At 67.8% G+C, this 21,668-nt stretch carries 23 protein-coding genes; 14 read left to right on the forward strand and 9 right to left on the reverse strand.

What is annotated here, in order from left to right; all coding sequences use genetic code 11:
* Nucleotides 1-133: 133 nt before the first annotated feature.
* The 5 genes from trxC (at nt 134) to CSC76_RS15980 (ending at nt 4,294) form a co-directional block, all read left to right on the forward strand.
* Nucleotides 134-574, forward strand: coding sequence for a thioredoxin TrxC (gene trxC, locus CSC76_RS15960; RefSeq protein ID WP_162110962.1), 441 nt, complete (start codon nt 134-136; stop codon nt 572-574).
* Nucleotides 575-654: 80 nt separating this feature from the next.
* Nucleotides 655-1,182: a GNAT family N-acetyltransferase gene (locus CSC76_RS19440; protein ID WP_162110963.1), complete on the forward strand. Its 528-nt coding sequence runs from the start codon at nt 655-657 to the stop codon at nt 1,180-1,182.
* Between the two features lie 37 nt (nt 1,183-1,219).
* Entirely contained in the window at nt 1,220-2,014 is a 795-nt protein-coding gene (locus CSC76_RS15970) for an SAM-dependent methyltransferase (protein WP_202923549.1), read from the forward strand.
* Between the two features lie 149 nt (nt 2,015-2,163).
* A complete protein-coding gene (locus CSC76_RS15975; protein WP_162110964.1) occupies nt 2,164-2,448 on the forward strand; it encodes a hypothetical protein in 285 nt (94 codons plus the stop codon).
* Between the two features lie 127 nt (nt 2,449-2,575).
* On the forward strand, nt 2,576-4,294 hold the full coding sequence (locus tag CSC76_RS15980; RefSeq protein WP_162110965.1) for a GGDEF domain-containing protein: 1,719 nt from the start codon (nt 2,576-2,578) through the stop codon (nt 4,292-4,294).
* A gap of 9 nt (nt 4,295-4,303) precedes the next feature.
* On the opposite strand, the gene CSC76_RS15985 is transcribed toward CSC76_RS15980, so the two are convergent.
* Entirely contained in the window at nt 4,304-5,392 is a 1,089-nt protein-coding gene (locus tag CSC76_RS15985; RefSeq protein WP_162110966.1) for a diguanylate cyclase, read from the reverse strand.
* 173 nt (nt 5,393-5,565) lie between these two features.
* Here CSC76_RS15985 and CSC76_RS15990 point away from each other — a divergent pair, with 173 nt between their 5' ends.
* Nucleotides 5,566-6,213 (forward strand): DUF998 domain-containing protein, encoded by a 648-nt coding sequence (locus CSC76_RS15990; RefSeq protein ID WP_162110967.1) that lies wholly within the window; start codon nt 5,566-5,568, stop codon nt 6,211-6,213.
* Nucleotides 6,214-6,242: 29 nt separating this feature from the next.
* On the forward strand, nt 6,243-6,587 hold the full coding sequence (locus CSC76_RS15995) for a RidA family protein (RefSeq protein ID WP_162110968.1): 345 nt from the start codon (nt 6,243-6,245) through the stop codon (nt 6,585-6,587).
* Between the two features lie 391 nt (nt 6,588-6,978).
* Here the strand turns inward: CSC76_RS15995 and CSC76_RS16000 are convergent, their stop codons facing one another.
* Nucleotides 6,979-8,241, reverse strand: coding sequence for a TIGR03862 family flavoprotein (locus CSC76_RS16000; protein ID WP_162110969.1), 1,263 nt, complete (start codon nt 8,239-8,241; stop codon nt 6,979-6,981).
* A gap of 97 nt (nt 8,242-8,338) precedes the next feature.
* On the opposite strand from CSC76_RS16000, the gene CSC76_RS16005 reads away from it, so the two are divergent.
* Complete coding sequence (locus CSC76_RS16005) at nt 8,339-9,937, forward strand: serine hydrolase (protein WP_162110970.1); 1,599 nt, start codon at nt 8,339-8,341, stop codon at nt 9,935-9,937.
* Nucleotides 9,938-10,082: 145 nt separating this feature from the next.
* Here CSC76_RS16005 and CSC76_RS16010 read toward each other — a convergent pair whose 3' ends face one another.
* Complete coding sequence (locus tag CSC76_RS16010; protein WP_162110971.1) at nt 10,083-10,517, reverse strand: FKBP-type peptidyl-prolyl cis-trans isomerase; 435 nt, start codon at nt 10,515-10,517, stop codon at nt 10,083-10,085.
* 87 nt (nt 10,518-10,604) lie between these two features.
* On the opposite strand from CSC76_RS16010, the gene CSC76_RS16015 reads away from it, so the two are divergent.
* From CSC76_RS16015 to CSC76_RS16035, 5 genes are all read left to right on the forward strand, one after another.
* On the forward strand, nt 10,605-10,967 hold the full coding sequence (locus CSC76_RS16015; protein ID WP_162110972.1) for a DUF6164 family protein: 363 nt from the start codon (nt 10,605-10,607) through the stop codon (nt 10,965-10,967).
* 34 nt (nt 10,968-11,001) lie between these two features.
* A complete protein-coding gene (locus CSC76_RS16020; RefSeq protein ID WP_162110973.1) occupies nt 11,002-11,751 on the forward strand; it encodes a sulfurtransferase in 750 nt (249 codons plus the stop codon).
* 5 nt (nt 11,752-11,756) lie between these two features.
* Nucleotides 11,757-13,316, forward strand: a complete 1,560-nt coding sequence (locus CSC76_RS16025; RefSeq protein WP_162110982.1) for a protein adenylyltransferase SelO — start codon at nt 11,757-11,759, stop codon at nt 13,314-13,316.
* Nucleotides 13,317-13,508: 192 nt separating this feature from the next.
* The gene (locus tag CSC76_RS16030) at nt 13,509-14,180 is read left to right on the forward strand and encodes a glutathione S-transferase (RefSeq protein ID WP_162110974.1); all 672 of its coding nucleotides are present in this window, start codon (nt 13,509-13,511) and stop codon (nt 14,178-14,180) included.
* A gap of 84 nt (nt 14,181-14,264) precedes the next feature.
* Entirely contained in the window at nt 14,265-15,245 is a 981-nt protein-coding gene (locus CSC76_RS16035) for an LLM class flavin-dependent oxidoreductase (protein ID WP_162110975.1), read from the forward strand.
* Nucleotides 15,246-15,305: 60 nt separating this feature from the next.
* On the opposite strand, the gene CSC76_RS16040 is transcribed toward CSC76_RS16035, so the two are convergent.
* The 3 genes from CSC76_RS16040 to CSC76_RS16050 form a co-directional block, all read right to left on the reverse strand.
* Nucleotides 15,306-16,856, reverse strand: coding sequence for a carboxylesterase/lipase family protein (locus CSC76_RS16040; protein WP_162110983.1), 1,551 nt, complete (start codon nt 16,854-16,856; stop codon nt 15,306-15,308).
* A 138-nt stretch (nt 16,857-16,994) separates the two neighbouring features.
* Nucleotides 16,995-18,176, reverse strand: coding sequence for a BaiN/RdsA family NAD(P)/FAD-dependent oxidoreductase (locus CSC76_RS16045; protein WP_162110976.1), 1,182 nt, complete (start codon nt 18,174-18,176; stop codon nt 16,995-16,997).
* 4 nt (nt 18,177-18,180) lie between these two features.
* Nucleotides 18,181-18,738, reverse strand: a complete 558-nt coding sequence (locus CSC76_RS16050; protein WP_162110977.1) for a YaeQ family protein — start codon at nt 18,736-18,738, stop codon at nt 18,181-18,183.
* Nucleotides 18,739-19,042: 304 nt separating this feature from the next.
* On the opposite strand from CSC76_RS16050, the gene CSC76_RS16055 reads away from it, so the two are divergent.
* On the forward strand, nt 19,043-19,252 hold the full coding sequence (locus tag CSC76_RS16055) for a cold-shock protein (RefSeq protein ID WP_162110978.1): 210 nt from the start codon (nt 19,043-19,045) through the stop codon (nt 19,250-19,252).
* 259 nt (nt 19,253-19,511) lie between these two features.
* On the opposite strand, the gene dbpA is transcribed toward CSC76_RS16055, so the two are convergent.
* From dbpA to CSC76_RS16070, 3 genes are all read right to left on the reverse strand, one after another.
* On the reverse strand, nt 19,512-20,888 hold the full coding sequence (gene dbpA, locus CSC76_RS16060; RefSeq protein WP_162110979.1) for an ATP-dependent RNA helicase DbpA: 1,377 nt from the start codon (nt 20,886-20,888) through the stop codon (nt 19,512-19,514).
* A gap of 40 nt (nt 20,889-20,928) precedes the next feature.
* The gene (locus tag CSC76_RS16065) at nt 20,929-21,363 is read right to left on the reverse strand and encodes a barstar family protein (RefSeq protein WP_162110980.1); all 435 of its coding nucleotides are present in this window, start codon (nt 21,361-21,363) and stop codon (nt 20,929-20,931) included.
* A partial coding sequence (locus CSC76_RS16070; protein ID WP_274382103.1) for a guanyl-specific ribonuclease occupies nt 21,360-21,668 on the reverse strand: 309 nt, incomplete at its 5' end. The genes CSC76_RS16065 and CSC76_RS16070, both read right to left, overlap by 4 nt.

Here is a 21,668-nt window from a genome sequence, read left to right on the forward strand (position 1 = left end):
CACATGGATGTCCTCGTCGTGAGGCGTGGTCGTGGAGGGCTCAGCGTCGGCGGTGCCACCGCCGTGCGGCGGGATGGGGGCGGCTGGTAAGGGTGCGGTGACGCGGCGGATGCGTGGGCGGTAGGATGCCGGCATGAGCGCCGAAGACCCCCTGATCGCCTGTCCGCACTGCGCCGCGATGAACCGGGTGCCGCTGGCGCGCCTGGCCGAGGCGCCGGCCTGCGGACGCTGTCACCACCCGTTGTTCACCGGCGTGCCGCTGACCCTGGGCGAAGCGGACTTCGACCGCCATGCACTGCGCAGCACCTTGCCGCTGCTGGTGGATTTCTGGGCGCCCTGGTGCGGGCCCTGCCTGCAGATGGCGCCGCACTTCCAGCGCGCTGCCGGCTTGTTGGAACCGGCGATGCGGCTGGCCAAGGTGGATACCGAGGCCAGCCCTGGACTGGGCAACCGGTTCGGCATCCGCAGCATCCCGACCATGGTGCTGCTGCAGGGCGGCCGCGAGATCGCGCGCCAGAGCGGGGCGATGCCGGCGGAGGCGATCGTGCGCTGGGCGAAGGGGCAGGTGGGGTGAGTGGATGCCTGCACCCTCCCGCGCCCCCTCCGGAGTCTCGTGAACGTCACATCGCAGGCGCGCGTGGAGCCTTCCCCGTGATGCCCGTTGCTCGCGCGCTCACAACGCAGCGACTGTCCCTGCATCCGCTACGGAGCTCAGACGAGCCGCGTTACTGCGCCTGGTTTGGCGACGCTGACCTCATGGAGCACGCAGGTGCGCCGTTGCATCCAGAAGCCGCAGCCAGTGCGTTCCGTGCAAGCCTTGCGATGATGGAGCAAGCGACGCCCACGGCATGGTTGTGGGTGGCGACGGAACGGGCGACTGGGAGAGACGTCGGCCTTGTAGGACTGGTCACCCGGGACGGTATGCCTGAGATAGGTTCGATCATCGTGGGCTCCCAGCAAGGCAAGGGCTACGCGTACGAAGCGCTCGCCTGCGTTCGCGACGAGGGTTTTGGGCACTTGGGGCTGCCTGCTCAGTTTGGCTGCCAGCTGCCGGTGAATCATCGGTCCATAGGTCTGATGCGCAAGCTCGGGTTCGAACAGGTTCCGCGACGTCCTGATCGGATTCATTGGTACCTCAGTCGCGCGACCTGGGCGGCGAGTTTTGGGTCGGGTACCGGCTAGCGCCGATACTGGGCGCTTTTACAGGGGATGAAGAAGAATGAGCGATCGCACCGGGAGCCTGGCCTGCGTGGGCGTGGGAATGACACTGGGCGCACACATCGGCCCGCGCGCGCGTGCTCACATCGAACAAGCGGACGTGGTCTTCGTCGCAATGTCGGACCCCCTTGTCGAACTGTGGGTTCAGGGGATGAATCCAGATGTCCGCAGCCTTCAGCCGTTCTACGGTGAAGGCAAACCACGCACCGACACCTACCGGGAGATGATCGAAGCGATGCTGACGGAGGTGAAGGCGGGCAAGCGGGTGTGCGGGGCGTTCTACGGGCACCCTGGAGTGTTTGCGGTCGTGCCGCACCGTGCGGTCGCGCTGGCCAGGGAGGCCGGCTACGAAGCGATCATGGAGGCCGCGGTATCGGCCGAGGATTGCCTTTACGCCGATCTGGGGATTGATCCGGGAACGGTCGGTTGCCAGCACTTCGAGGCCAGCCAATTCATGTTCTATCGCAGGGTGATCGACACCTCCGCGTTCCTGGTGCTCTGGCAGGTGGGGGTGGCAGGCGATCCTTCACTGATGCGGTTCTCCCAGGATGCAGCCCTGCTGGACGTCCTCGTCGAGCTTCTCCGGTCCCAGTATCCGGCACGACACGAGGTGATCGTGTACGAGGCCGCCACCCTGCCTCAGGCGGGCCACCGCGCGCTGCGGCTGCCATTGGAGGGCCTCCCGAGTGCAGCCCTCACCCTGGCGTCGACGCTGGTGGTGCCTCCCTGTTCGCCGATGGTCCCCAACATGGAGGTCCGGGCCCGCATTCGGGCGATGACCCCCGGGCTTGGCTGAGGGGCCTGTGGTAGCGGTGGGCGGTGGAGTCGCGTCACGAATCAGCGTATCTTCTGTGAGTCGCAGTAGCTGAACGTCGGACCAGGGGATGGCGTCGGGCTGACCAGAAGGCGGTGCGACGTGACTTCAAACCATTTCTTGGGGGACTTGTGTCGAATCTGATCCGTCTTTTGGAGACCATGGGCGAGCAGCCCGTTTTTGCAGCCGAGCGCGAGCGCAGGTTCGTTGTCGCGCTGGATGAGTCCGGGCTGCAAGATGAACAGAAATCGGCCCTCATGGGGCTCGACAGTCGGGTAATGGCGGACGTTTTCGGCGCCCGCGAGAACATGATTTGCATGGTGTGGGCCCCGGAAGAGTCGCCGGCCCGCAAGGACGACGACCAGCAGGACGCGGATCTGCCTGACGAAGGCGGCGAGGCACCTCAGGAAGAGTGAGAAGTCCCTCGGCGGGGACATCGCGGAGAAGATGATGGTGATCAGGATTGTCGCTGTACGTCTTTGTTGGATGCTCGCTGCTCTGTTGGCTGCGGGGAGTGCGTATGCATCCGATGATATTCAGGTCTTGATCGACAAGGCCGAACAGACAAAAAGTGCAGATCACCAGCAGTTCCAACGCCTGCTCGAGAAACTCAACGTTTCCCTCGAGCAGGCGACTCCGTCCCAGCAGGATTCAATCCGCTACCTCAACGCCTATGCACTGGTCTTTCAGGGCAAGCACGAGCAGGCCATCCGGGTGGCGAACGATCTGCTGATCACGTCGTCGAATCCGGATGTCCAGTTCCGCGCCAGTGCGCTGATCGTCAACGCACATGCGATCAATCGGAAGTTCACCGATGGTCTGAGGCAGCTGGAGCGGACTTTGAAGTTGCTAGGCTCCGTCAGTTCCAAGGAACTCCGGCATCAGGGCCTGGGCGTGGCCGCCACTATCAACAGTCAGATCGGGCAGTACGAGGAGGCACTGCAGTTCGCAGACAAGATCCTGGTGGACGACCCCGATGCGCGCACGGAATGCCTTGCGCGGCAGGTGTATCTGGACGCTCAGCAGAATGTGTCCAAGACCGAGCCGCGGGAAGAGGCGATCGAAAAGAGCATCGCCCAATGCCTCGGGCAAGGGGAACTGGCCGCCGCGAATTTCATGCGCATCACGCTGGCGCGTGCGCTCGTACTGCGCGGTGCCCGGGAAGACGCCATCAAACTCCTCGAGTCCCACCTGAAGGAGGTGGAGCGCACCCGATATCCGCGCTTGATCGCCGACGTCAAGGCCACGTTGGCCGAGCTCCTGCTGGAGAAGGGCAATATCTCGATGGCAGAGCGCTATGCGCTCGATACGCTGATGCACAGCAAGAGCATCCAGAGCTCGCTTCCGCTGGTCAAGGCCTATCGCGCGATCTACGAGATCGCTGAGCGCCGTGGAAGCCCGGAACTGGCTCTGGCGGCGTACAAGAATTACGCGGATGCGGACAAGGCCTACCTTGATGAAGTGAAGACCCGTGAGCTGGCCTACCAGATCGTGCGCCAGGAAACCCTGCAAAAGACCCAACAGATCGACCTGCTGGACCAGCAGAACCAGGTGCTGCAGCTCCAGCGCAAGGTGGATCAGCAGGCGGCGCAGAACAACCGGCTGATCGTCATGCTGCTGATCGTGCTGGTGGCCTCCATCGGCTACTGGGCATTCAAGATCAAGCGTGTGCAGCTGTCGCTGAAGAAGATGGCCGAGACCGATGCGCTGACCGGCATCTGCAACCGCCACCACTTCACCATCCGCGCCGAGCGCGCGCTGGCCGAATGCGCCCGCAACGGCGAACAGGCCGCGCTCATCATGTACGACCTGGACCACTTCAAGAACATCAACGACCGCTTCGGCCATGGCACCGGCGACTGGGCGTTGAAGGAAGTGGCCGAGGCCAGCAAGGGCTTCTGCCGCCGCATCGACGTGCTGGGCCGCTTGGGGGGCGAGGAGTTCGCCATCCTGATGTACGGCTGCGACCTGCGCGCCGCCGCCCGCGTGGCCGAGGATTGCCGCGTGCGACTGGCCCAGATCGACACCCGCGAAACCGGCCACGTGTTCGCCATCACCGGCAGCTTCGGCGTGACCTCCAGCGTGCAGTCCGGCTACAGCCTGGCACGGCTGCTCTCCCATGCCGACCGGCAGCTCTACCGTGCCAAGCACCTGGGCCGGAACCGCGTATGCGTGTACGAGAACGAGAGCGAAGCGGTGCGTGCCGCCAGCAACGTGCTGGAACTGCCCCAGCGGGAACGCAGCGAACACCTCGGCGCGTAACGTTCGGCCTCAGGGCGTGTCGATGGCGGCCTCCAGGCCGTCGTGTACCGCCAACCGGTTGCGACCCGCGCTCTTGGCCCGGTAAAGCGCACGGTCGGCCGCTTCCATCCAGGCGCGCAACCCCTCCTGCGGCGCCATGGCCTGCGCCAGTCCAAGGCTTACCGTGGGTCGCAGTCCCGGCGCGCTCTGCACGCGCAGGGCCTCCACGCCCTCGCGGATGCGCCGCGCGACCGTGGCGGCCGCCTCCACGTCCGTGTGGCGCAGCACAACCGCGAACTCGTCGCCGCCCAGCCGGCCCGCATCGTCCTGCCCGCGGATGCTGTGGCGTATCACGTCCGCCGTGGCGCGCAGCACGTCGTCGCCGGCCGCGTGGCCGTGACGATCGTTGATCGCCTTGAAATGGTCGATGTCGATCATCAGCAACGTGGCCGGATCGCCCGTCGCCGCGCACTGTTCCAGCAGCGCGGACGCGCGTTCCTGCCAGTGCCTCCGGCTGTCCAGGCCGGTCAGCGTGTCGCGCCGGCTCAGCTCGTCCAACTGGCGGTTCTGGCGCTTCACCTTGCGGACCAGGCGGTAACTGGCCTGGCTGACCGCAATGGAGTGGATCAGCAGCATGGGCAGGCAGGCGATCATCACCGCCATGCTGGTGACCGGCTGCAGTTCGAAACCGGTGGCCAGCCCGGCCGCGATGCCGCCGGCCAGCATCAGCGGCAGCGACCAGTACCAGAGCCTGTCGATGCCTGTGCTGATCTTGTCCACCGTGGCCAGCGTCACCAGCATGACGCTGGGCAGAAGATTGAACGCCATCAGCGGCACCCACATCCCCGCGAGGATCGAATCCAGCAGCAGGTTGCGGATCTCGCCGCGGAAGGGCTCGCGGTGGCGCAGCGCAAGCCACAGCGCCAGTTGGGGCCACAGGATGGTGGTGAATAGCAGGAAGCCCCAGTGGCCGGCGCCGGCCTGGTTCTCCATCAGCACCATGCCGATGGGCAACGCCGCCAGGCCCATGCCCAGCATGCGCAACCGGTGGATCCGGCGCGGCAGGCGTTGGGCGTGGCGTGCCGGATCGGTCCCGGGCGGCGGTGTATCGGAAGGCATTGGCGCGAAGAGTCCCCTTGCTCATGGCGGCCATCCCCGGTACGCCGGGGGAAGCCGGAGTGTAGGTCAAAGCGTGACGGCAGGCACGTCGCGCAGGTCTGCCACCCCAGCGGCCGGTGCCCGTGATTCTTGAGTTCCGGGATAATCCGGACCCTCCCGCCACCGGCCCGCCCATGTCCGATACCGCTCCCCTGCACCGCGGCGCTGCCAGGCTGGCGGCGCACCTGGCGATCCTCGGGGCGCTGCTGTTCCTGGGCGTGGCCGGTGGCCTGCAACTCGTGCGCGATGACCTGGCCTGGCAGCAGGCGACCCTCAGCCAGTACCTGCGGGGTCCGTACGGGCTGCTGCTGCGGACGATGTACTGCCTGCTGGCCGTGGCCATCGTGGCGCTGGCGCTGGGCCTGTACGTGCAACTGGCGCCGCGGGCCCGCAGTGCAGCGCCGGTTCTCCTCTTGTGCACCGGCGCGCTCGCACTGGCGGGCGTGGCCATCGGCGACTCATGGCTGCCGCAGGTGGCGCCGGACTTCCACCTGATGTTCCATCATGTCTGCGCGATCACGGCTTTCCTGTGCGTGGTCAGCGGCATGGTGGTGCAGGCATGGCGCTTCCGTCTGGATGCGGCGTGGCGCCGCCACTTTCCGTTGGCCGCCACCTGGTCGGCCGCCTGCTTCGCGCTGCTGTGGGTGCATGCACTGTGGCCGCCGGCCGGGCGCGGATGGGTGCAGAAACTGCTGATCGCGCTGATCGTGGCGGCCATGCCGCTGGCGGGCGCCTGGCTGCACCAGGCCGCCCGTCGTGCGGACGGCGGGGCGGGGCGCTAAGCTTCGACGACACACCGGAGAACGACTTCATGATCCAGCGCTTCGACGTAGGCCCGCGGCTGTCGGAAATGGCCATCCACAATGGCGTGGTCTACCTGGCCGGCCAGGTGGCCGAGGACGCCACCCAGGGCATCGCCGGCCAGACCCAGCAGGTGCTGGCCGAGATCGACGCGCTGCGGGCGCGCGCCGGCAGTGACAAGGCGAAGATCCTGCGCGCCGAGATATTCCTGAAGGACCTGCAGGATTTCGAAGCGATGAACCGGGTGTGGGATGCGTGGGTGCCGGCAGGCCATGCGCCTCCGCGCGCGACCATGCAGGCGCATCTGGCGCGCCCGGGCTGGCTGATCGAGATCGTGGTGACGGCGGCTGTCTGATCCGTGGCCAGCCGCACGCCGGGCCCTTGGCGACGTCCCACGCCGACGCGGAGAGATGGTGGTCTCAAACTTTCCCCAGCCCAGGTGGAAGAGGCCCGCGCACGTGCGCGGGCGGCGGGGCGACGCTATCCCAATCTGGTCGACAACATGCATGTCGCTGCCAAGGCGCGGCGCGAAGATCGGGTGGGAGACGTCGCACTGGACGAGGCTGAATGACGATTCAGCGGCCTGAGATGCAGCATGCATATCAGGCCGTAAATGTCTGTAATAAAACTGCTTTGAAACGCTAACCGGACTTCAACAACGGCTCGCGTATCGTTCGCGCCACGTTCCGCAGCCGCTGCGGCACGCACTTCCCGGGGTGCGCGCCGCAGCCCCTGCGGACGACCAGTCAGGCGTTGCGTTGCGCCAGCCAGTCGACCACGCCCTGCGCGGCCTGGCGGCCGCTGGCGAAGCACGCTGTCAGCAGGTAGCCGCCGGTGGGTGCTTCCCAGTCGAGCATCTCGCCGGCGGCGAACACGCCGGGCAATCCGCGCAGCATCAGTCCCTGGTCCAACGCTTCCAAGGGTATGCCACCCGCGCTGCTGATGGCTTCCTCGATGGGACGCGTGCGCTGCAGCCGGAACGGAAACCGCTTCAGGGTCGCGGCGATCTTCGTGGGATCGGCCAACGCCGCCTTGTCGAGTACTTCGTACAGGAGTGCCGCACGCACGCCGCTGACGCCGGCTTCCCGGCGCAGGTGTTCGCTCAGGCTGCGGGAACCGCGTGGCCTGGCCAGCCGGCGCAGCAGGTCGCTTTCCTCGCGACCGGGCAGCAGGTCCAGCACCAGCGTGGCATGGCCGTCGCGCGCGATGGCATCGCGAAGCATCGGCGACAGTGCGTAGACCAGACTGCCTTCGATGCCGGTGGCGGTGATCACGCACTCGCCCTGGCGTTGATGCGGTCGGCCCGCGTCGTCGTGCCAGTGTGCGGTGACCGGCTTCAGGGGCTCGCCCGCGAAGCGGCTGGCCAGATGTTCGCTCCAGCCGATATCGAAACCGCAGTTGGAGGGCTGGAGTGGTGCGATGTCGATGTCGCGCGCCCGCAGGACCCCTACCCATGCGCCGTCCGAGCCCAGCTCCGGCCAGCTGCCGCCGCCCAGGGCCAGCACCACCGCGTCGGCCCGCACCGAGGCATCCCCCTGCGGCGTCGAAAAGCGCAATGCGCCGCCCTCGTCCCAGCCCAGCCAGCGATGCAGCACGTGGAAGCGCACGCCCTGTTCGCGCAGGCGTCGTACCCAGCCGCGCAGCAGGGGTGCAGCCTTGAGATCGGTGGGAAACACGCGGCCGGACGTTCCGACAAAGGTCTCCACGCCGAGTCCCCGCGCCCAGGCGCGCAGCACATCGGCATCGAAGTGCCTTAGCCACGCGGCGATCTCGTGCGCGCGCTCGCCATAGCGCGTGACGAAGACATCGAACGGGTCCGAGTGGGTCAGGTTCATGCCGCCCTTGCCGGCGATCAGGAATTTCCGCCCCACCGAGCCCTTGGCGTCGTAGAGGTCGACCTGCAGGCCCGCCGCACGCAGGGTTTCAGCCGCCATCAGGCCCGCGGGTCCACCGCCGATGACGGCGACGGTGGCTGCGGGAGCGGTGGTGTCGGGCTGCGGTTGAGGCATCCGCATAGTATGCCGTGCGCCGATACGGACTTTCGTCGGGCGCACCGACGAGGCCAGGTGCGGTATCGTCGCGCGCAGATTCGAACGGGGACTCCTGATGCATCCACTGTCGCCCGCGGTTGCGTGCCGCGCCCTGCTGTTGTTGTGCCTGGTCGCGCCCGCGGCCCTTGCGAAGGAAACCGCGCCACCGCCCGCATTGCAGGATCTCGACGCCTATGTCGAATCCGTGCGCGAGGCCTTCGATGTGCCCGGCATCGCGGTCGCCGTGGTGAAGGATGGCAAGGTGGTACTGGCGAAAGGGTGGGGCGAGCGTGAGATGGGCAAGCCGGCGAAGGTGGATGCGCACACCCTGTTCGCCATCGCCTCCAACACCAAGGCATTCACGTCGGCCTCACTGTCGATGCTGGCCGACGAGGGCAAGCTCGAACTGGAGGATCGCGTCATCGATCACCTGCCATGGTTCCGCATGGCCGATCCGTACGTCACCCGCGAGATGCGCATCCGCGACCTGCTGGTCCACCGCAGCGGGCTGGGGCTGGGGGCGGGCGACCTGCTGTACTGGCCCACGACCACCTACAGCAACCGCGAAGTGGCCGAGCGCCTGCGCGATGTGCCGCTCAGCGGGGGCTTCCGCGAGCGCTACGCCTACGACAACATCCTGTACGGCGTAGCGCAGCTGGTGATCGAACAGGCCAGCGGCCAGTCCTATGAGCAGTTCCTGCGCAACCGCATCTTCCAGCCGCTGGGCATGCGCGAGACGCGCTACAACAGCGATGCGCTGAAGCCGGGCGACAATGTCGCCACCGGGCACGCCATGGCCGACTTCACCACCCTGCAGCCGGCGCCGCGCATGACGTGGCGCAACGTCGCGGGCGCGGGCGGGATCTACTCCAGCGTCGGCGACATGGCGAAGTGGATGAACGCCCAGCTCGCCGGCGGCACCTACCGCGACGCGAGGGGGCGGGAGCAGGCCCTGTTCACGCCGGCCCGGCAGAAGGCGATGTGGTCGCTGGTCACGCCGATTCCGATTTCCGAACCTAAGGTGGAAGCGTTGAAGGCCGCAAAGCCGAACTTCCTGGGATACGGCGAAGGCTGGATGGTCTCCGATTTCCAGGGCCGCAAGCTGGTGTGGCATACCGGCGGCTGGCCCGGCATGGTCTCGCGGGTGACGCTGGTGCCGGAACAGAAGCTGGGCGTGGTGGTGCTGACCAATCAGGAAGTCGGCGCCGCCTTCCATGCGATCACCCTGAAAGTGCTGGATGCCTATCTGGCCAACAGCGGCACCGACTGGCTGGCGGCTTACCAGGTGCAGGTCGCACAGGCCAAGGGCGATGCCGATGCGCACTGGCAGAAGCTGCAGGCCGCGCGCGACGCCACATCGAAGCCGTCGCTGCCGTTGGCGAAGTACGCCGGCACGCTGCGCGACCCGTGGTATGGCGATGTCGTGGTGGCGCAGGAGGGCGATGGCCTGGTGCTGCGCTTCAGCCGTACGCCGGAACTGGTGGGCGACCTGCAGCCTTGGCAGCACGACACCTTCGTGGTGCGCTGGCGCGAGCGCTGGCTCAACGCCGACGCCTTCCTGACCTTCTCCCTGAAGCCGGATGGCGGCATCCGCGAGGCGCGCATGGAAGCAATATCGCCGCTGACGGATTTCAGCTTCGACTTCCACGACCTGCGGCTGGCGCCGGTGGAGTAGTCCGTGCTTTATGTAGGAGCGACGTGAGTCGCGACCGCACGGCATGAAGATCATGGCGTGTCATCCATGCGCTCACCAGAAGGATTCCTTGCGCGGCGTGCTCGCGGTCGCGACTCACGTCGCTCCTACAGGGGGAACGCGCCACTCACTCGTGCGGCTTCACGTCCAGCAGCTCCACGTCGAACACCAGCGAAGCGCCGGGCGGGATCACGCCGCCCGCGCCGTTGCTGCCGTAGCCCAGGTCGGCCGGGATCAGCAGCGTGCGCTTGCCCCCCACCTTCATGCCCGCCACGCCGTCGTCCCAGCCGCGGATCACCTGGCCGGCCCCCAGCAGGAAGGTGAAGGGCTGGCCGCGGTCGACCGAACTGTCGAACTTCAAGCCGCGCTGCTGCGGCGCCTTCTCGTCGTACAGCCAGCCGGTATAGTGCACGGTGACATCGCTGCCGCTGGTCGCCACGGCACCGGTGCCTGCAAAAGTGTCGATACGCTCGAGTTCTGCGACGCTACCGCCTGGCGGCGGGACGGGGGCGGTGCAGGCGGCGAGCAGGAGCAGCGAAGCGGCGAGCAACAGGGAACGCATCGAAGGGTTCATCCACGGGGCGAAAGGCGCGCAGGGTAACGCATCCGGCGCCCCGGTGGCCCGGATCGCAGCGGGTACACTGGTGCCATGGCGAAACTCTTCCTGAATCTGCGCAACGTGCCCGGCGACGAGGCCGACGATGTACGCGACCTGCTGCGATCGAACGCGATCGACTTCTATGAGACGCAGCCCAGCCCGTGGGGAATTTCCGCGGGTGGACTGTGGATCGAGGACGTCGACCAGCTGACGCGGGCCAAGGCCCTGATGGCGGATTATCAGGCCCGGCGTCGGACGCAGGCACGTGAAGAGCGCGCGGCGGCGGAGCGAGAAGGGCGTGCGGAGACGTTTGCAGGCCAGTGGCGCAGGCGCCCCCTGTACGTGGCCGGGGTGCTGGCCGTGATGGTTGCGATCATCGTATTGACGCTCGCGTTGCCCTGGATGCTGCTCTGAGGCGTGAGCCCCCGGTGGACGCTAAAATCAGCGCATGATCACCAACATCGCAGCCTACCATTTCACACCCATCGACGCTCCCGAGGCATTCGCCTCGACGCTTCGCGCACGCGCCGAGGCGCTCTCGCTGCGGGGTTCGGTGCTGGTGGCGAGCGAGGGGCTGAACCTGTTCCTGGCCGGCGACGCCGGCGCGATCGCCTCCTTCCTCGCCCCGCTGCGTGACGATGCGCGCTTCGCCGGCCTGCGGGTGAAGTACAGCACCAGCCGGCAGGTCCCGTTCGCGCGGCTCAAGGTCAAGGTGAAGCCGGAAATCATCAGCTTCCGTCGTCCCGGCACCACGCCGGAACAGGCGCGGGCTCCCGCCGTCGAACCCGCTACGCTTGCCCGCTGGCTGGAACAGGGGCACGACGATGCCGGCCGTCGCGTGGTGATGCTGGATACCCGCAATCAGCAGGAGATCGCCTACGGCACCTTCGCCGGGGCGCTGACGCTGCCGATCGACAAGTTCACCGACCTGCCGGCGGCACTTGAGCCGCATCGCGATGCATTGAAGGACGCCACCGTCGTCAGCTTCTGCACGGGCGGCATCCGTTGCGAGAAGGCCGCGTTGTGGATGCAGGCCGACGGCATGGACAACGTGCTGCAGCTCGACGACGGCATCCTCGGCTATTTCGAGCAGGTCGGCGGCTTCGGCTACGAAGGCGCCTGCTTCGTGTTCGACGAACGTGTGGCGCTGCGTCCGGACCTGACGCCGCTGGTGGACCAGGCCGCGGACGCCGCATGAGCGGCCTGGACGCCCTGCGCTTCGACAACCGCTTCGTCCGCGAACTGCCGGGAGACCCGGAGCAGGGCCATCGGCGTCGGGAGGTTCGTGGTGCGTTGTGGTCGCCGACCGCGCCCCCGCCCGTCGCTGCGCCGACGCTGCTGGCGCATTCGCGTGAAGTCGCGGCGCTGCTCGGCCTCGACGACGCCGATGTCGCGTCTCCCGCGTTCGCGCAGGTGTTCGGCGGCAACGCGCTGTTGCAAGGCATGCAGCCGTACGCGGGCAATTACGGTGGCCACCAGTTCGGCAACTGGGCCGGACAGCTCGGCGACGGCCGCGCCATCACACTGGGCGAAGCGGTCAACGGGCGCGGTGAGCGCTGGGAACTGCAGCTGAAGGGTGCCGGCCCGACGCCGTACTCGCGCACCGCCGATGGGCGCGCGGTGCTGCGCTCCTCGATCCGCGAGTTCCTGTGCAGCGAGGCGATGCACCATCTGGGCGTACCGACCACGCGGGCCCTGAGTCTGGTGGGTACCGGCGAGCCGGTCGTGCGCGACATGTTCTACGACGGCCATCCGAAACCCGAACCGGGCGCGATCGTGTGCCGCGTGGCACCGTCGTTCCTGCGCTTCGGCCACTACCAGTTGCCGGCGTCGCGCGGCGACACGGACCTTCTGCGCACGCTGGTGGACTTCACGATCCGGCGCGATTTTCCGCACCTGTCGGGGGAGGGCGAGGCGCTGTATGCCGCGTGGTTCGCCGAGGTCTGCGAACGCACGGCGATGATGGTGGCGCACTGGATGCGCGTGGGTTTCGTGCATGGCGTGATGAACACCGACAACATGTCGGTGCTCGGCCTGACCATCGACTACGGCCCCTACGGATGGATCGACGACTACGACCCGGACTGGACGCCTAACACCACCGACGCCCAGGGTCGCCGCTATCGCTTCGGCTGGCAACCGCGGGTGGCGGGATGGAACCTGAGCCGCTTCGCGCAGGCCCTGTCGCCGCTGTTCGACGGAGTGGAGGCGCTGCAGGAAGGATTGCAGCGCTTCGCTGACGCTTACGCGCGGGCCGATCGCGACAATATCGCACGCAAGCTGGGGCTGTCCGACTGCCGGGATGAGGACATGGAACGGATGGACACGTTGCAGCAGCTGCTGGCACAGGGTGAGATCGACATGACGCTGTTCTTCCGTGCGCTGATCGACGCGGATCCGATGGACGCGTCGCTGTCGGCCTTCGACGACGCCTTCTACGACCCGGCCAAGCGCGAGGCCGTTGCGCCTGCGCTGCGCGACTGGCTGGCCGCGTACGCCCGCCGTCGCGACGAGGACGCGCTCGATGCCGCTGTGCGCCGCGAACGCATGCGCCTGGCCAACCCGCGTTACGTGCTGCGCAACTATCTGGCCCAGCAGGCCATCGATGCCGCCGAGGCCGGCGACCTATCCGGCGTCCATGAACTGCTGGAGGTCATGCGCCGTCCGTACGACGACCAGCCGGGTCGCGCGCGTTTCGCGCAACGGCGTCCCGACTGGGCGCGGCAACGGGCAGGGTGCTCGATGCTGTCGTGCAGTTCGTGAGTCGCATCGTTTCCCTGTAGGAGCGACGTCAGTCGCGACCGCACGGCCCACACTCGCGGGAGCGGACACTTGGCAGCGAGCCCTCGCGTCTGCAGCGGAGTCACGCACGGCTGCTGCATCCGGTCGCGACTGACGTCGCTCCTACAGGGATGAGAGCCGCGGTAGCATGGCCCATCCCCACGGAGTAACGGCATGATCACCGTCCACCATCTCAACAACTCCCGTTCCCAGCGCGTGCTCTGGCTGCTCGAGGAACTGGGCCTGGACTACACCGTGGTGCGCTACCAGCGCGACGCGAAGACCCTGCTCGCGCCGCCGGAGCTGAAGAAGATCCACCCGCTGGGCAAGTCCCCGGTGGTGGTGGATGGCGAACACGTCCTGGCCGAATCCGGCGCCATCCTCGAATACCTGGTCGAGCGTTACGACACCGCGCGCCGGTTCGCACCGTCGCCCGGCACGGCCGAGCACCTGCGTTACCGCTACTGGCTGCATTACGCCGAAGGCTCGGCGATGCCGCCGATGCTGCTCAGCCTGGTGTTCTCCCGCCTGAAGAAGGCGCCGATGCCGTTCTTCGCCCGCCCCATCGCGCGTGGCATCGCCGACAAGGCGATGCGGACCTTCGTCGGCCCGCAGGTACAGCTGCACCTGGGCTACATGGAAAGCGAACTGGGCAAGGCGCCATGGTTCGCCGGCGACCTGTTCAGCGCAGCCGACATCCAGATGAGTTTTCCGGTCGAAGCGGCCGCGGTACGCGCCGGGCTGGAGGCCTATCCGAACCTGGCCGGATTCCTGCAGCGCATCCACGCCAGGCCGGCCTACCAGCGTGCGCTGGAACAGGGCGGGCCGTTCGACCTGCTGGGCTAGGCGGGATGCAGCATCCCATGACATCGGGTGGAACCGGATCGCCTGCGTCCCCATGACGATGGCATCGTCATTGCCGGTGTCCCCATGATCCCTTACTCGCTCCTCGACCTCGCGCCTGTCTGCGAGGGCAGCGATACCACCCAGGCGTTCGTGCACATGCGCGATCTGGCGCAGCATGCCGAGCGCTGGGGGTATAACCGCTACTGGCTGGCCGAACACCACAACATGCCGGGCATCGCCAGCGCCGCGACGGCGGTGCTGATCGGGCACGTCGCTGGTGCGACGTCGACGATCCGCGTGGGGGCCGGCGGCATCATGCTGCCGAACCACTCACCGCTGCAGGTGGCCGAGCAGTTCGGCACGCTGGCGTCGCTGTATCCCGGACGCATCGACCCAGGCCTAGGCCGCGCCCCGGGCACCGACCAGGCCACGGCGCGTGCGTTGCGGCGCTATTTCGACAGTGCCGAGCAGTTCCCGCAGGACGTGCAGGACGTGCTGCGCTATTTCGAGCCGGTGCAGGAGGGCCAGGCGGTGCGTGCTGTGCCCGGTGCAGGTCTCGACGTGCCCGTGTGGCTGTTGGGCTCGAGCCTGTTCGGCGCGCAGCTGGCCGCCGCCCTGGGGCTGCCGTACGCGTTCGCTTCCCATTTCGCGCCCGATGCGATGGACCAGGCGCTGCTGCTGTACCACCGCGATTTCCGCCCGTCGAAGCGGCTGGCCAGGCCGCATGCGATGCTGGCCCTGAATGTCGTGGCGGCCGAGACCGACGAGGAGGCACGCTACCTGTTCACCACCCAGCAGCAGGCGTTCGTCAACCTGAGGCGCGGCCGGGCCGGCCTGGTGCCGCCGCCGATCGATGACATCGAAGCGTTCTGGGAGCCGCACGAGAAGGCCGGCGTGGCCCAGGCACTGGCCTGCGCCGTCGTCGGCAGCCGCGATACGGTACGCAAGGGCATCGCCGACTTCATCCAGCGCCACCGTCCGGACGAACTGATGCTGACGGCCAACATCTTCGATCACGACAAGCGCCTGCGCTCGTTCCAGATCGCTGCGGAGGTCATGGCGTAGCGTGCGCCGCGCGCACGACCGGCGGCCGGGCCATCCTTGCGGTCGCGCGCTCAGCGCACGCTACATCGTGCCGCGCTGGACGAAGGGCACGCGCTGATAGAGCTTGCGTTCGCCGCCACGCGGGTCGTCCTGCATCCTGGGCGTGTCGTCGAGCACCATCGTCTGCCGCCGAGGCAACGTGTACGGCGCCCAGTCGGGAAGGCCTGCGTGGTTGGGGTCGCCATGGCGGGCGAGGGCGATCAAGGCTTCGCTCATGCGCGCGGCCATCGCACGTGCCCGTGCGTCATCGCCGGTCTTCGACCCCTTGGCCGCCACGTTGTCGAACACCAGCGGGATGTCGAGCGTGTGGAAGGCGCGCAGGCGTCCGCCTTCGGCCGGCGAACGCCAGTCCAACTGGTAGACCCAGGCGGGCGCTCCCTGCTTCGCACGTTCCTCGGCCTCGATGATGGCGCCGCGCCAGGAGCGGCCCGCGGTGGTGGCGGCGAAGAACACCTCGGACGGCGTGTAGTCGGGATACAGCCGTCGGTACTCGGCGATCACCCCCTCCGGCGACAGGTCGACGTACTGCTGCTCGCGCAGCTTTTGCGGCAGCTGGTCCCAGGTCAGTGCGAAGTTCGCTTCGTCGTTGCCCAGGAATGCGCGCGTCTCGTCGCGCGTGTTGCCGATGACCATCGGGATGCGTGCCGACTGTGCGGGTGCATCCGGATAGAACGGATGCCGCGGCAGGTTGTGCGTGTCCAGAACGGGCCCGAAGTAGAGTGAGGTGTCCTCCACGCGCGACGGATCGCGCACACGCGTCGCCTCCAGCAGGCGCGCCATCGGCATTGCCAGCAGCGCGGCGGTGTCGCGCGGGCCCAGCCCCAGTTCGGCGAGAAACAGCGCAGTGCGCTGCGCGGCGGCGCGCGGGCCGGCCGCGGTGACCTGCTGGCCGCTCATCGTCATCGCCCTGTGGAACAGGCCATCGGCCTCCGGCATGGCCATGAGCGTGGCGATCTTGGCACCCCCGCCGGACTGGCCGAACACGGTGACGTTGCCCGCGTCGCCGCCGAACTCGTGCGCATGCTCGCGCACCCAGCGCAGGGCGTCGATCAGGTCTAGCTGGCCGACGTTTCCGGCGTCGCGCAGGCGTTCGTCGCCGCTCTCGCCGAGATACAGGTAGCCGAACGCGTTGAGCCGGTGGTTGACGGTGACCACGACGACATCGCCGCGGCGGCACAGGTTCACGCCGTCGTAGAGGGCATGCGAACCGGAGCCGTTGTTGTAGCCGCCGCCGTGGATGTAGAACAGGACCGGACGCTTGCCGCCGTCGCGCAGGGCAGGCGTATAGACGTTGAGGAACAGGCAGTCCTCGCTGACGGACTGTCCGTCGGCATCGCCGCGCTGGGGGGCCGAGGCGCCGAAACGGGTGGCATCGCGCGTGCCGGTCCAAGTGGCTTCACGCACGGCTCGCTGGAACCGCCGGCGGGCGGTGTCGCCGCCGTAGGGGACACCACGGAACACGTGGATGCCGCGTTCCACGAGCCCGGCGATGCGCCCGCTGCGCGTGGTCGCGAGCGGCGGTCCGGAAGCCGCTCGGGCAGCGTACAGGCCGGGGCCGACCATGCCCGCCATCGTGACGGTGCCGGCAAGCAGGCGCAGGAAATCTCGGCGCGTGTGGGGAGAAGGCGGTTGAAGCGGCACGGAACACCTGTGATGACACCGGTTTCCAAAGGCTAGCAAAGGCGGCCCTGCCAGGAACGCCGCACTGCGTCAGACCGCCATGCCCGCCGCGTGACCCGAAGCCCAGGCCCACTGGAAGTTGTAGCCGCCCAGCCAGCCGGTGACGTCGAGGACTTCGCCCACGAAGAACAGGCCGGGCACGTGCCTGGACATCATCGTGCTGCTGGACACGCCGTCGGTGTCCACGCCTCCGAGCGTCACCTCCGCCGTGCGGTAGCCTTCGGTGCCGCTGGCGACCAGCGGCCAGTCGGCCAGCAACGCGGCGGCCTCCTTCAGCTGCGGCGCATTGAACTGCTTCATCGGCCGGTTGGGCAGCCAGACCTCGCACAGGCGCTGGGCGAAACGGCGCGGCAGCGCGTCGGACAGGACCGTCTTCATTTCGGCGTCGGGTCGCTGCCTCTGCTGGGCTTCCAGCCAGTCCAGCGCGTCACGGTCGGGCAGCAGGTCCAGTCGCAGGTCGTCGCCCGGCTGCCAATACGACGAGATCTGCAGGATCGACGGCCCGCTCACGCCGCGATGGGTCAGCAGCATGAAGTTGCGGAAGCGCACGTTGCCGCAGCGCGCTTCCACCGGGAACGACACGCCGCTCAGGTCGGCCAGCCGTTCCTGGTGCTTGCCGCTCAAGGTCAGGGGCACCAGACCGGCGCGGGTCGGCAGCATGTCGTGGCCGAACTGGCGCGCCAGTTCGTAGCCGAAGCCGGTGGCGCCCATGCTGGGGATCGACAGGCCGCCGGTGGCGACCACCAGCGAGGGCGCCGCGAAGCGGCCCAGCGTGGTGTCCAGCCGGAACACGCCGTCGGCCTGTTCGACCTGGTGCACGCTGCAGCCGGTCTCGATGCGCACGCCGGCGGCCAGGCACTCGTCGACCAGCATCTTCACGATCAGCTTGGACGAGACATCGCAGAACAGCTGGCCCAGTTCCTTCTCGTGGTAGGCGATGCTGTGGCGCTCGACCATGTCGATGAAGTCGCCGGGCGTGTAGCGCGCCAGCGCCGATTTGCAGAAATGCGGATTGGCCGACAGGAAGTTGGCCGGCGTGGTACCGGTGTTGGTGAAGTTGCAGCGCCCGCCGCCCGACATCAGGATCTTCTTGCCGACCTTGTTGGCGTGCTCGACGACCAGCACGCGCAGGCCACGCTGACCGGCCGTGAGCGCGGTCATGAGACCGGCCGCGCCGCCGCCGATCACCAGGACGTCGTGGGTGGGCGCCATGCGCTCAGGCGGCCCGTGCGAGCCCTGTCTGGCGGATCGCGGGAATGACGCTGACGACGCGGTCGTCGGTCATCCACTGCATCTCGCCGTCCTGGACCATCACGTTGAAGCGCATGCTGCGGACCATCAGCGCCGTCAGGGCGTCGACCGCTTCGGGCGCGATGTCGAGCACGGTCAGGTTGCGGTGGCGGGCCAGCAGCGCTGCATTCTTGTCCCACCAGAGATCGGCCGCGCGGCCGCCGTAGTTCACCACCACGACCTCCCGGGCACGCCCGCATGCTTTGCGGATCCGGGATTCGTCCGGCTGGCCCAGGTCGATCCACTGTTCGATCAGGCCGGTGTAGTCCTTGCGCCAGAGGTCGGGTTCTTCCTCATTGCTCAGGCCCTTGCCGAACTCCAGCCGGTCCTCGGCCATCAGCGCAAAGGCGAGCAGGCGCACCATCAGCCGCTCATCGGTCTCGGAGGGATGCTGGGCCAGCGTCAGGCCGTGGCTGCCGTAGTAGTGGCGGTCCATGTCGCTGATCTGCAGTTCGGCTTTGACGACAGTGGACTTAAGGGCCATGGCGGGGGTTCTGCGAAAGGGGCGCCATCATACGCCGGGAGCGCTGGCCGGCCGGTCGCAGGCGGTTTTGCCGCAGGCCGGGGAGACCCCTGTTCAGCTCCCAGGAGGCCGGGATTCGCTTTTACGCGAAAACCCCGGTAGAGTGCGCCCCACTGTGCTTGCCAGGGTCACCGTGAATCGTGAGCCTGATGCGGTAGATACATCTGCTACATCTTCCCGCTTTACCAACGCCTGCAAACCCAGTCCCGATCCGGTCCATGCCGGAATCGTGGTCCTTTCATCCATGTTTCAGGAGTTAGTAAAGATGTCTGATCGTCAGACCGGTACCGTCAAGTGGTTCAACGACGCCAAGGGCTTCGGCTTCATCACCCCGCAGAGCGGCCCCGACCTGTTCGTGCACTTCCGCTCGATCCAGGGCAATGGCTTCAAGTCGCTGAAGGAAGGCCAGGCGGTCTCCTTCGTCGCCGTGCAGGGCCAGAAGGGCATGCAGGCCGACCAGGTGCAGGCGCTGTAATCCAGCCCTGAACCCTTGGTTCAAGAAAACGCCGGTGCGCAAGCGCCGGCGTTTTTGTTTGTGGGCTTCAACATGATGTTGTAGGAGCGACGTTAGTCGCGACCGCCGACTGGGAAAGCCATGGCAAGCCAATCACCAGGGACGGTGGCCGATTGCCGGGCGGTTCCGCATATGTTTCGCGGTACTCAGGCGTAGTACGGTCGTGCACGCCCTGTGGTCGCGACTGACGTCGCTCCTACAGTGCGGGGTGGACGCGCCGTCAGAGCTTGCGCACCCGGAAGCTGCGCCCCTTGATCCTGCCGGCGTTGAGCCGCGCCAGTGCCGCGCCGGCCTTGTCGCGCGCGACGGCCACGTAGGTCCGCGTGGCGAAGACGTTGATCTTGCCGATCGCGGACGCGGACAGGCCGGCCTCGCCGGTCAGGGCGCCGAGCACGTCGCCGGGGCGCAGCTTGTCGGTCTTGCCCGCGTCGATGCGCAGCGTGGTCATGGTGGCCGGTGGCGCGGGGTTGGCCTTGGGCGCTGCCGGGACGTTGCGGTCCCACAGCAGCGGCGCGCCCAGGCGTTCCTCGATCACCGCGGCCCGCGGCAGCTCGCGCGGCGTGCACAGGCTGATCGCCACGCCTTCGCGACCCGCACGGCCGGTGCGGCCGATCCGGTGAACGTAGGTGTCGGCGTCGCTGGGCATGTCGTAGTTGACGACCAGCGCCAGGTCCTCGATGTCCAGTCCGCGCGCCGCCACATCGCTGGCCACCAGTACGTTGCAGCTGCGGTTGGCGAAACGCACCAGCACCTCGTCGCGATCCCGCTGCTCCATGTCGCCGTGCAGGGCGAGCGCGGAGAAGCCGAAGTGCTGCAACGAGCCGGCCACTTCGTCCACGTCCTTGCGCATGTTGCAGAACACCACGCACGACTCCACGCCGCGCTGGGCCAGCAGGCCCGCCAGCGCCGTCTGCTTGCGCTCCGGCTCGACGCGCACGAAGCGCTGCTCGATGACGGCCTGTTCCTGCGGTGCGTCCACCGTGACTTCAAGCGGCTCGCGCAGGGTATTGCGGGCGATGTCGCGGATGGCGTCGGTGAAGGTGGCCGAGAACAACAGGCTCTGGCGATCCTTCGGCGTCTTGCCGGTGATCTCGCGGATCGGCTCCTCGAAACCCATGTCCAGCATGCGGTCGGCCTCGTCGAGCACCAGCGTGCGCACGCTGCCCAGGTGCAGCACCTTCTTGCGCAGCAGTTCCTGGATGCGGCCCGGCGTGCCGACCACCACGTGCGGATCGTGCGCTTCCAGCGAACGGATCTGCGGCTCCAGCGGCAGGCCGCCGCACAGTGTCAGGACCTTGAGGTGGGGCAGGCCCACCGCCAGCCTGCGCAGCTGCTGCGCCACCTGGTCGGCCAGTTCGCGCGTGGGGCACAGCACCAGCGCCTGGGTGCGCACGGTCGCCACGTCCAGCCGGTGCAGCAAGCCCAGGCCGAACGCGGCGGTCTTGCCGCTGCCGGTCGGTGCCTGCGCAATGACGTCGCGGCCGTCGAGGATGGCGGGCAGGCTCTGCGCCTGGATGGGAGTCGGTTGCGTGTAGCCGAGCGCGTCGACGCCCTGCTGCAGGCCGGGCGCCAGCGGAAGATGTTTGAAATCGAGCATGCGGCATTTTCGCAGATCGGCGCGACCGCCGCCCGTCGCCTTACTGCAGGTCGGGGAACTCCTCGTCCGGCAGGGCGATGAAGGCCCAGAACGGCACCTCGTCCGCCGCCCATGCCTGCGAGGCTTCGTCCAGGATGTCGAGCAGGGTGTCGAAGTCGGTCTCGTTGCGCTCGCGCAGCGCGTGGGCTTCCTCGAACAGCAGCACGTAGCCCGGCGCGGGCAGCCAGGACAGATCGCGCAGGCTGTCCGACAAGGCGTCCCAGTTGCGCCCGGAGGTGTCCGGGAAGTCCAGCACGGTGGCGATCCGCAGCAACAGGGCCGCCTTGCCGTCGCAGCCGGACAGGTCGATGCGCCGGGCCAGCAGGCCGGCATCGCGGCCAACGGCGGCCAGCGGGCCCAGATCGTCCTCGGTGACAAAGAACACGCCCGCGCGTGCGGGGTCGGCCAGGCCGGGGTCGAAGCCGGAATCGCTCATGGCGTGGTGTCCTGGCTCATTTCGAACCGGCGGAAGCTCTCGTAGTGGTCGTCCGTGTAGTAGTACTCGCGCGGTGGATCGCCGCCGGTGACGATGCGGCGCGCGCCGCGATGCGCCAGTCCGGGCGTGTCCACCGTGTACTCGCGGTAGTAGCCGCGACCCTGACGAGGCAGGCGACCCTCGCGGTTCTGGAAGACGGCGCCGTCCTGCCGGTGCGGGAAGGGGCCGCCGCGCGCGATGAGCGCCAGCGTCGCACGCGCCTGTCGCTTATACACATCCGACGCTGCCGCCGAGCTTCCGCGGAG

The sequence above is a fragment of the Pseudoxanthomonas mexicana genome (genome assembly GCF_010093385.1).
GTDB lineage: Bacteria > Pseudomonadota > Gammaproteobacteria > Xanthomonadales > Xanthomonadaceae > Pseudoxanthomonas_A > Pseudoxanthomonas_A mexicana.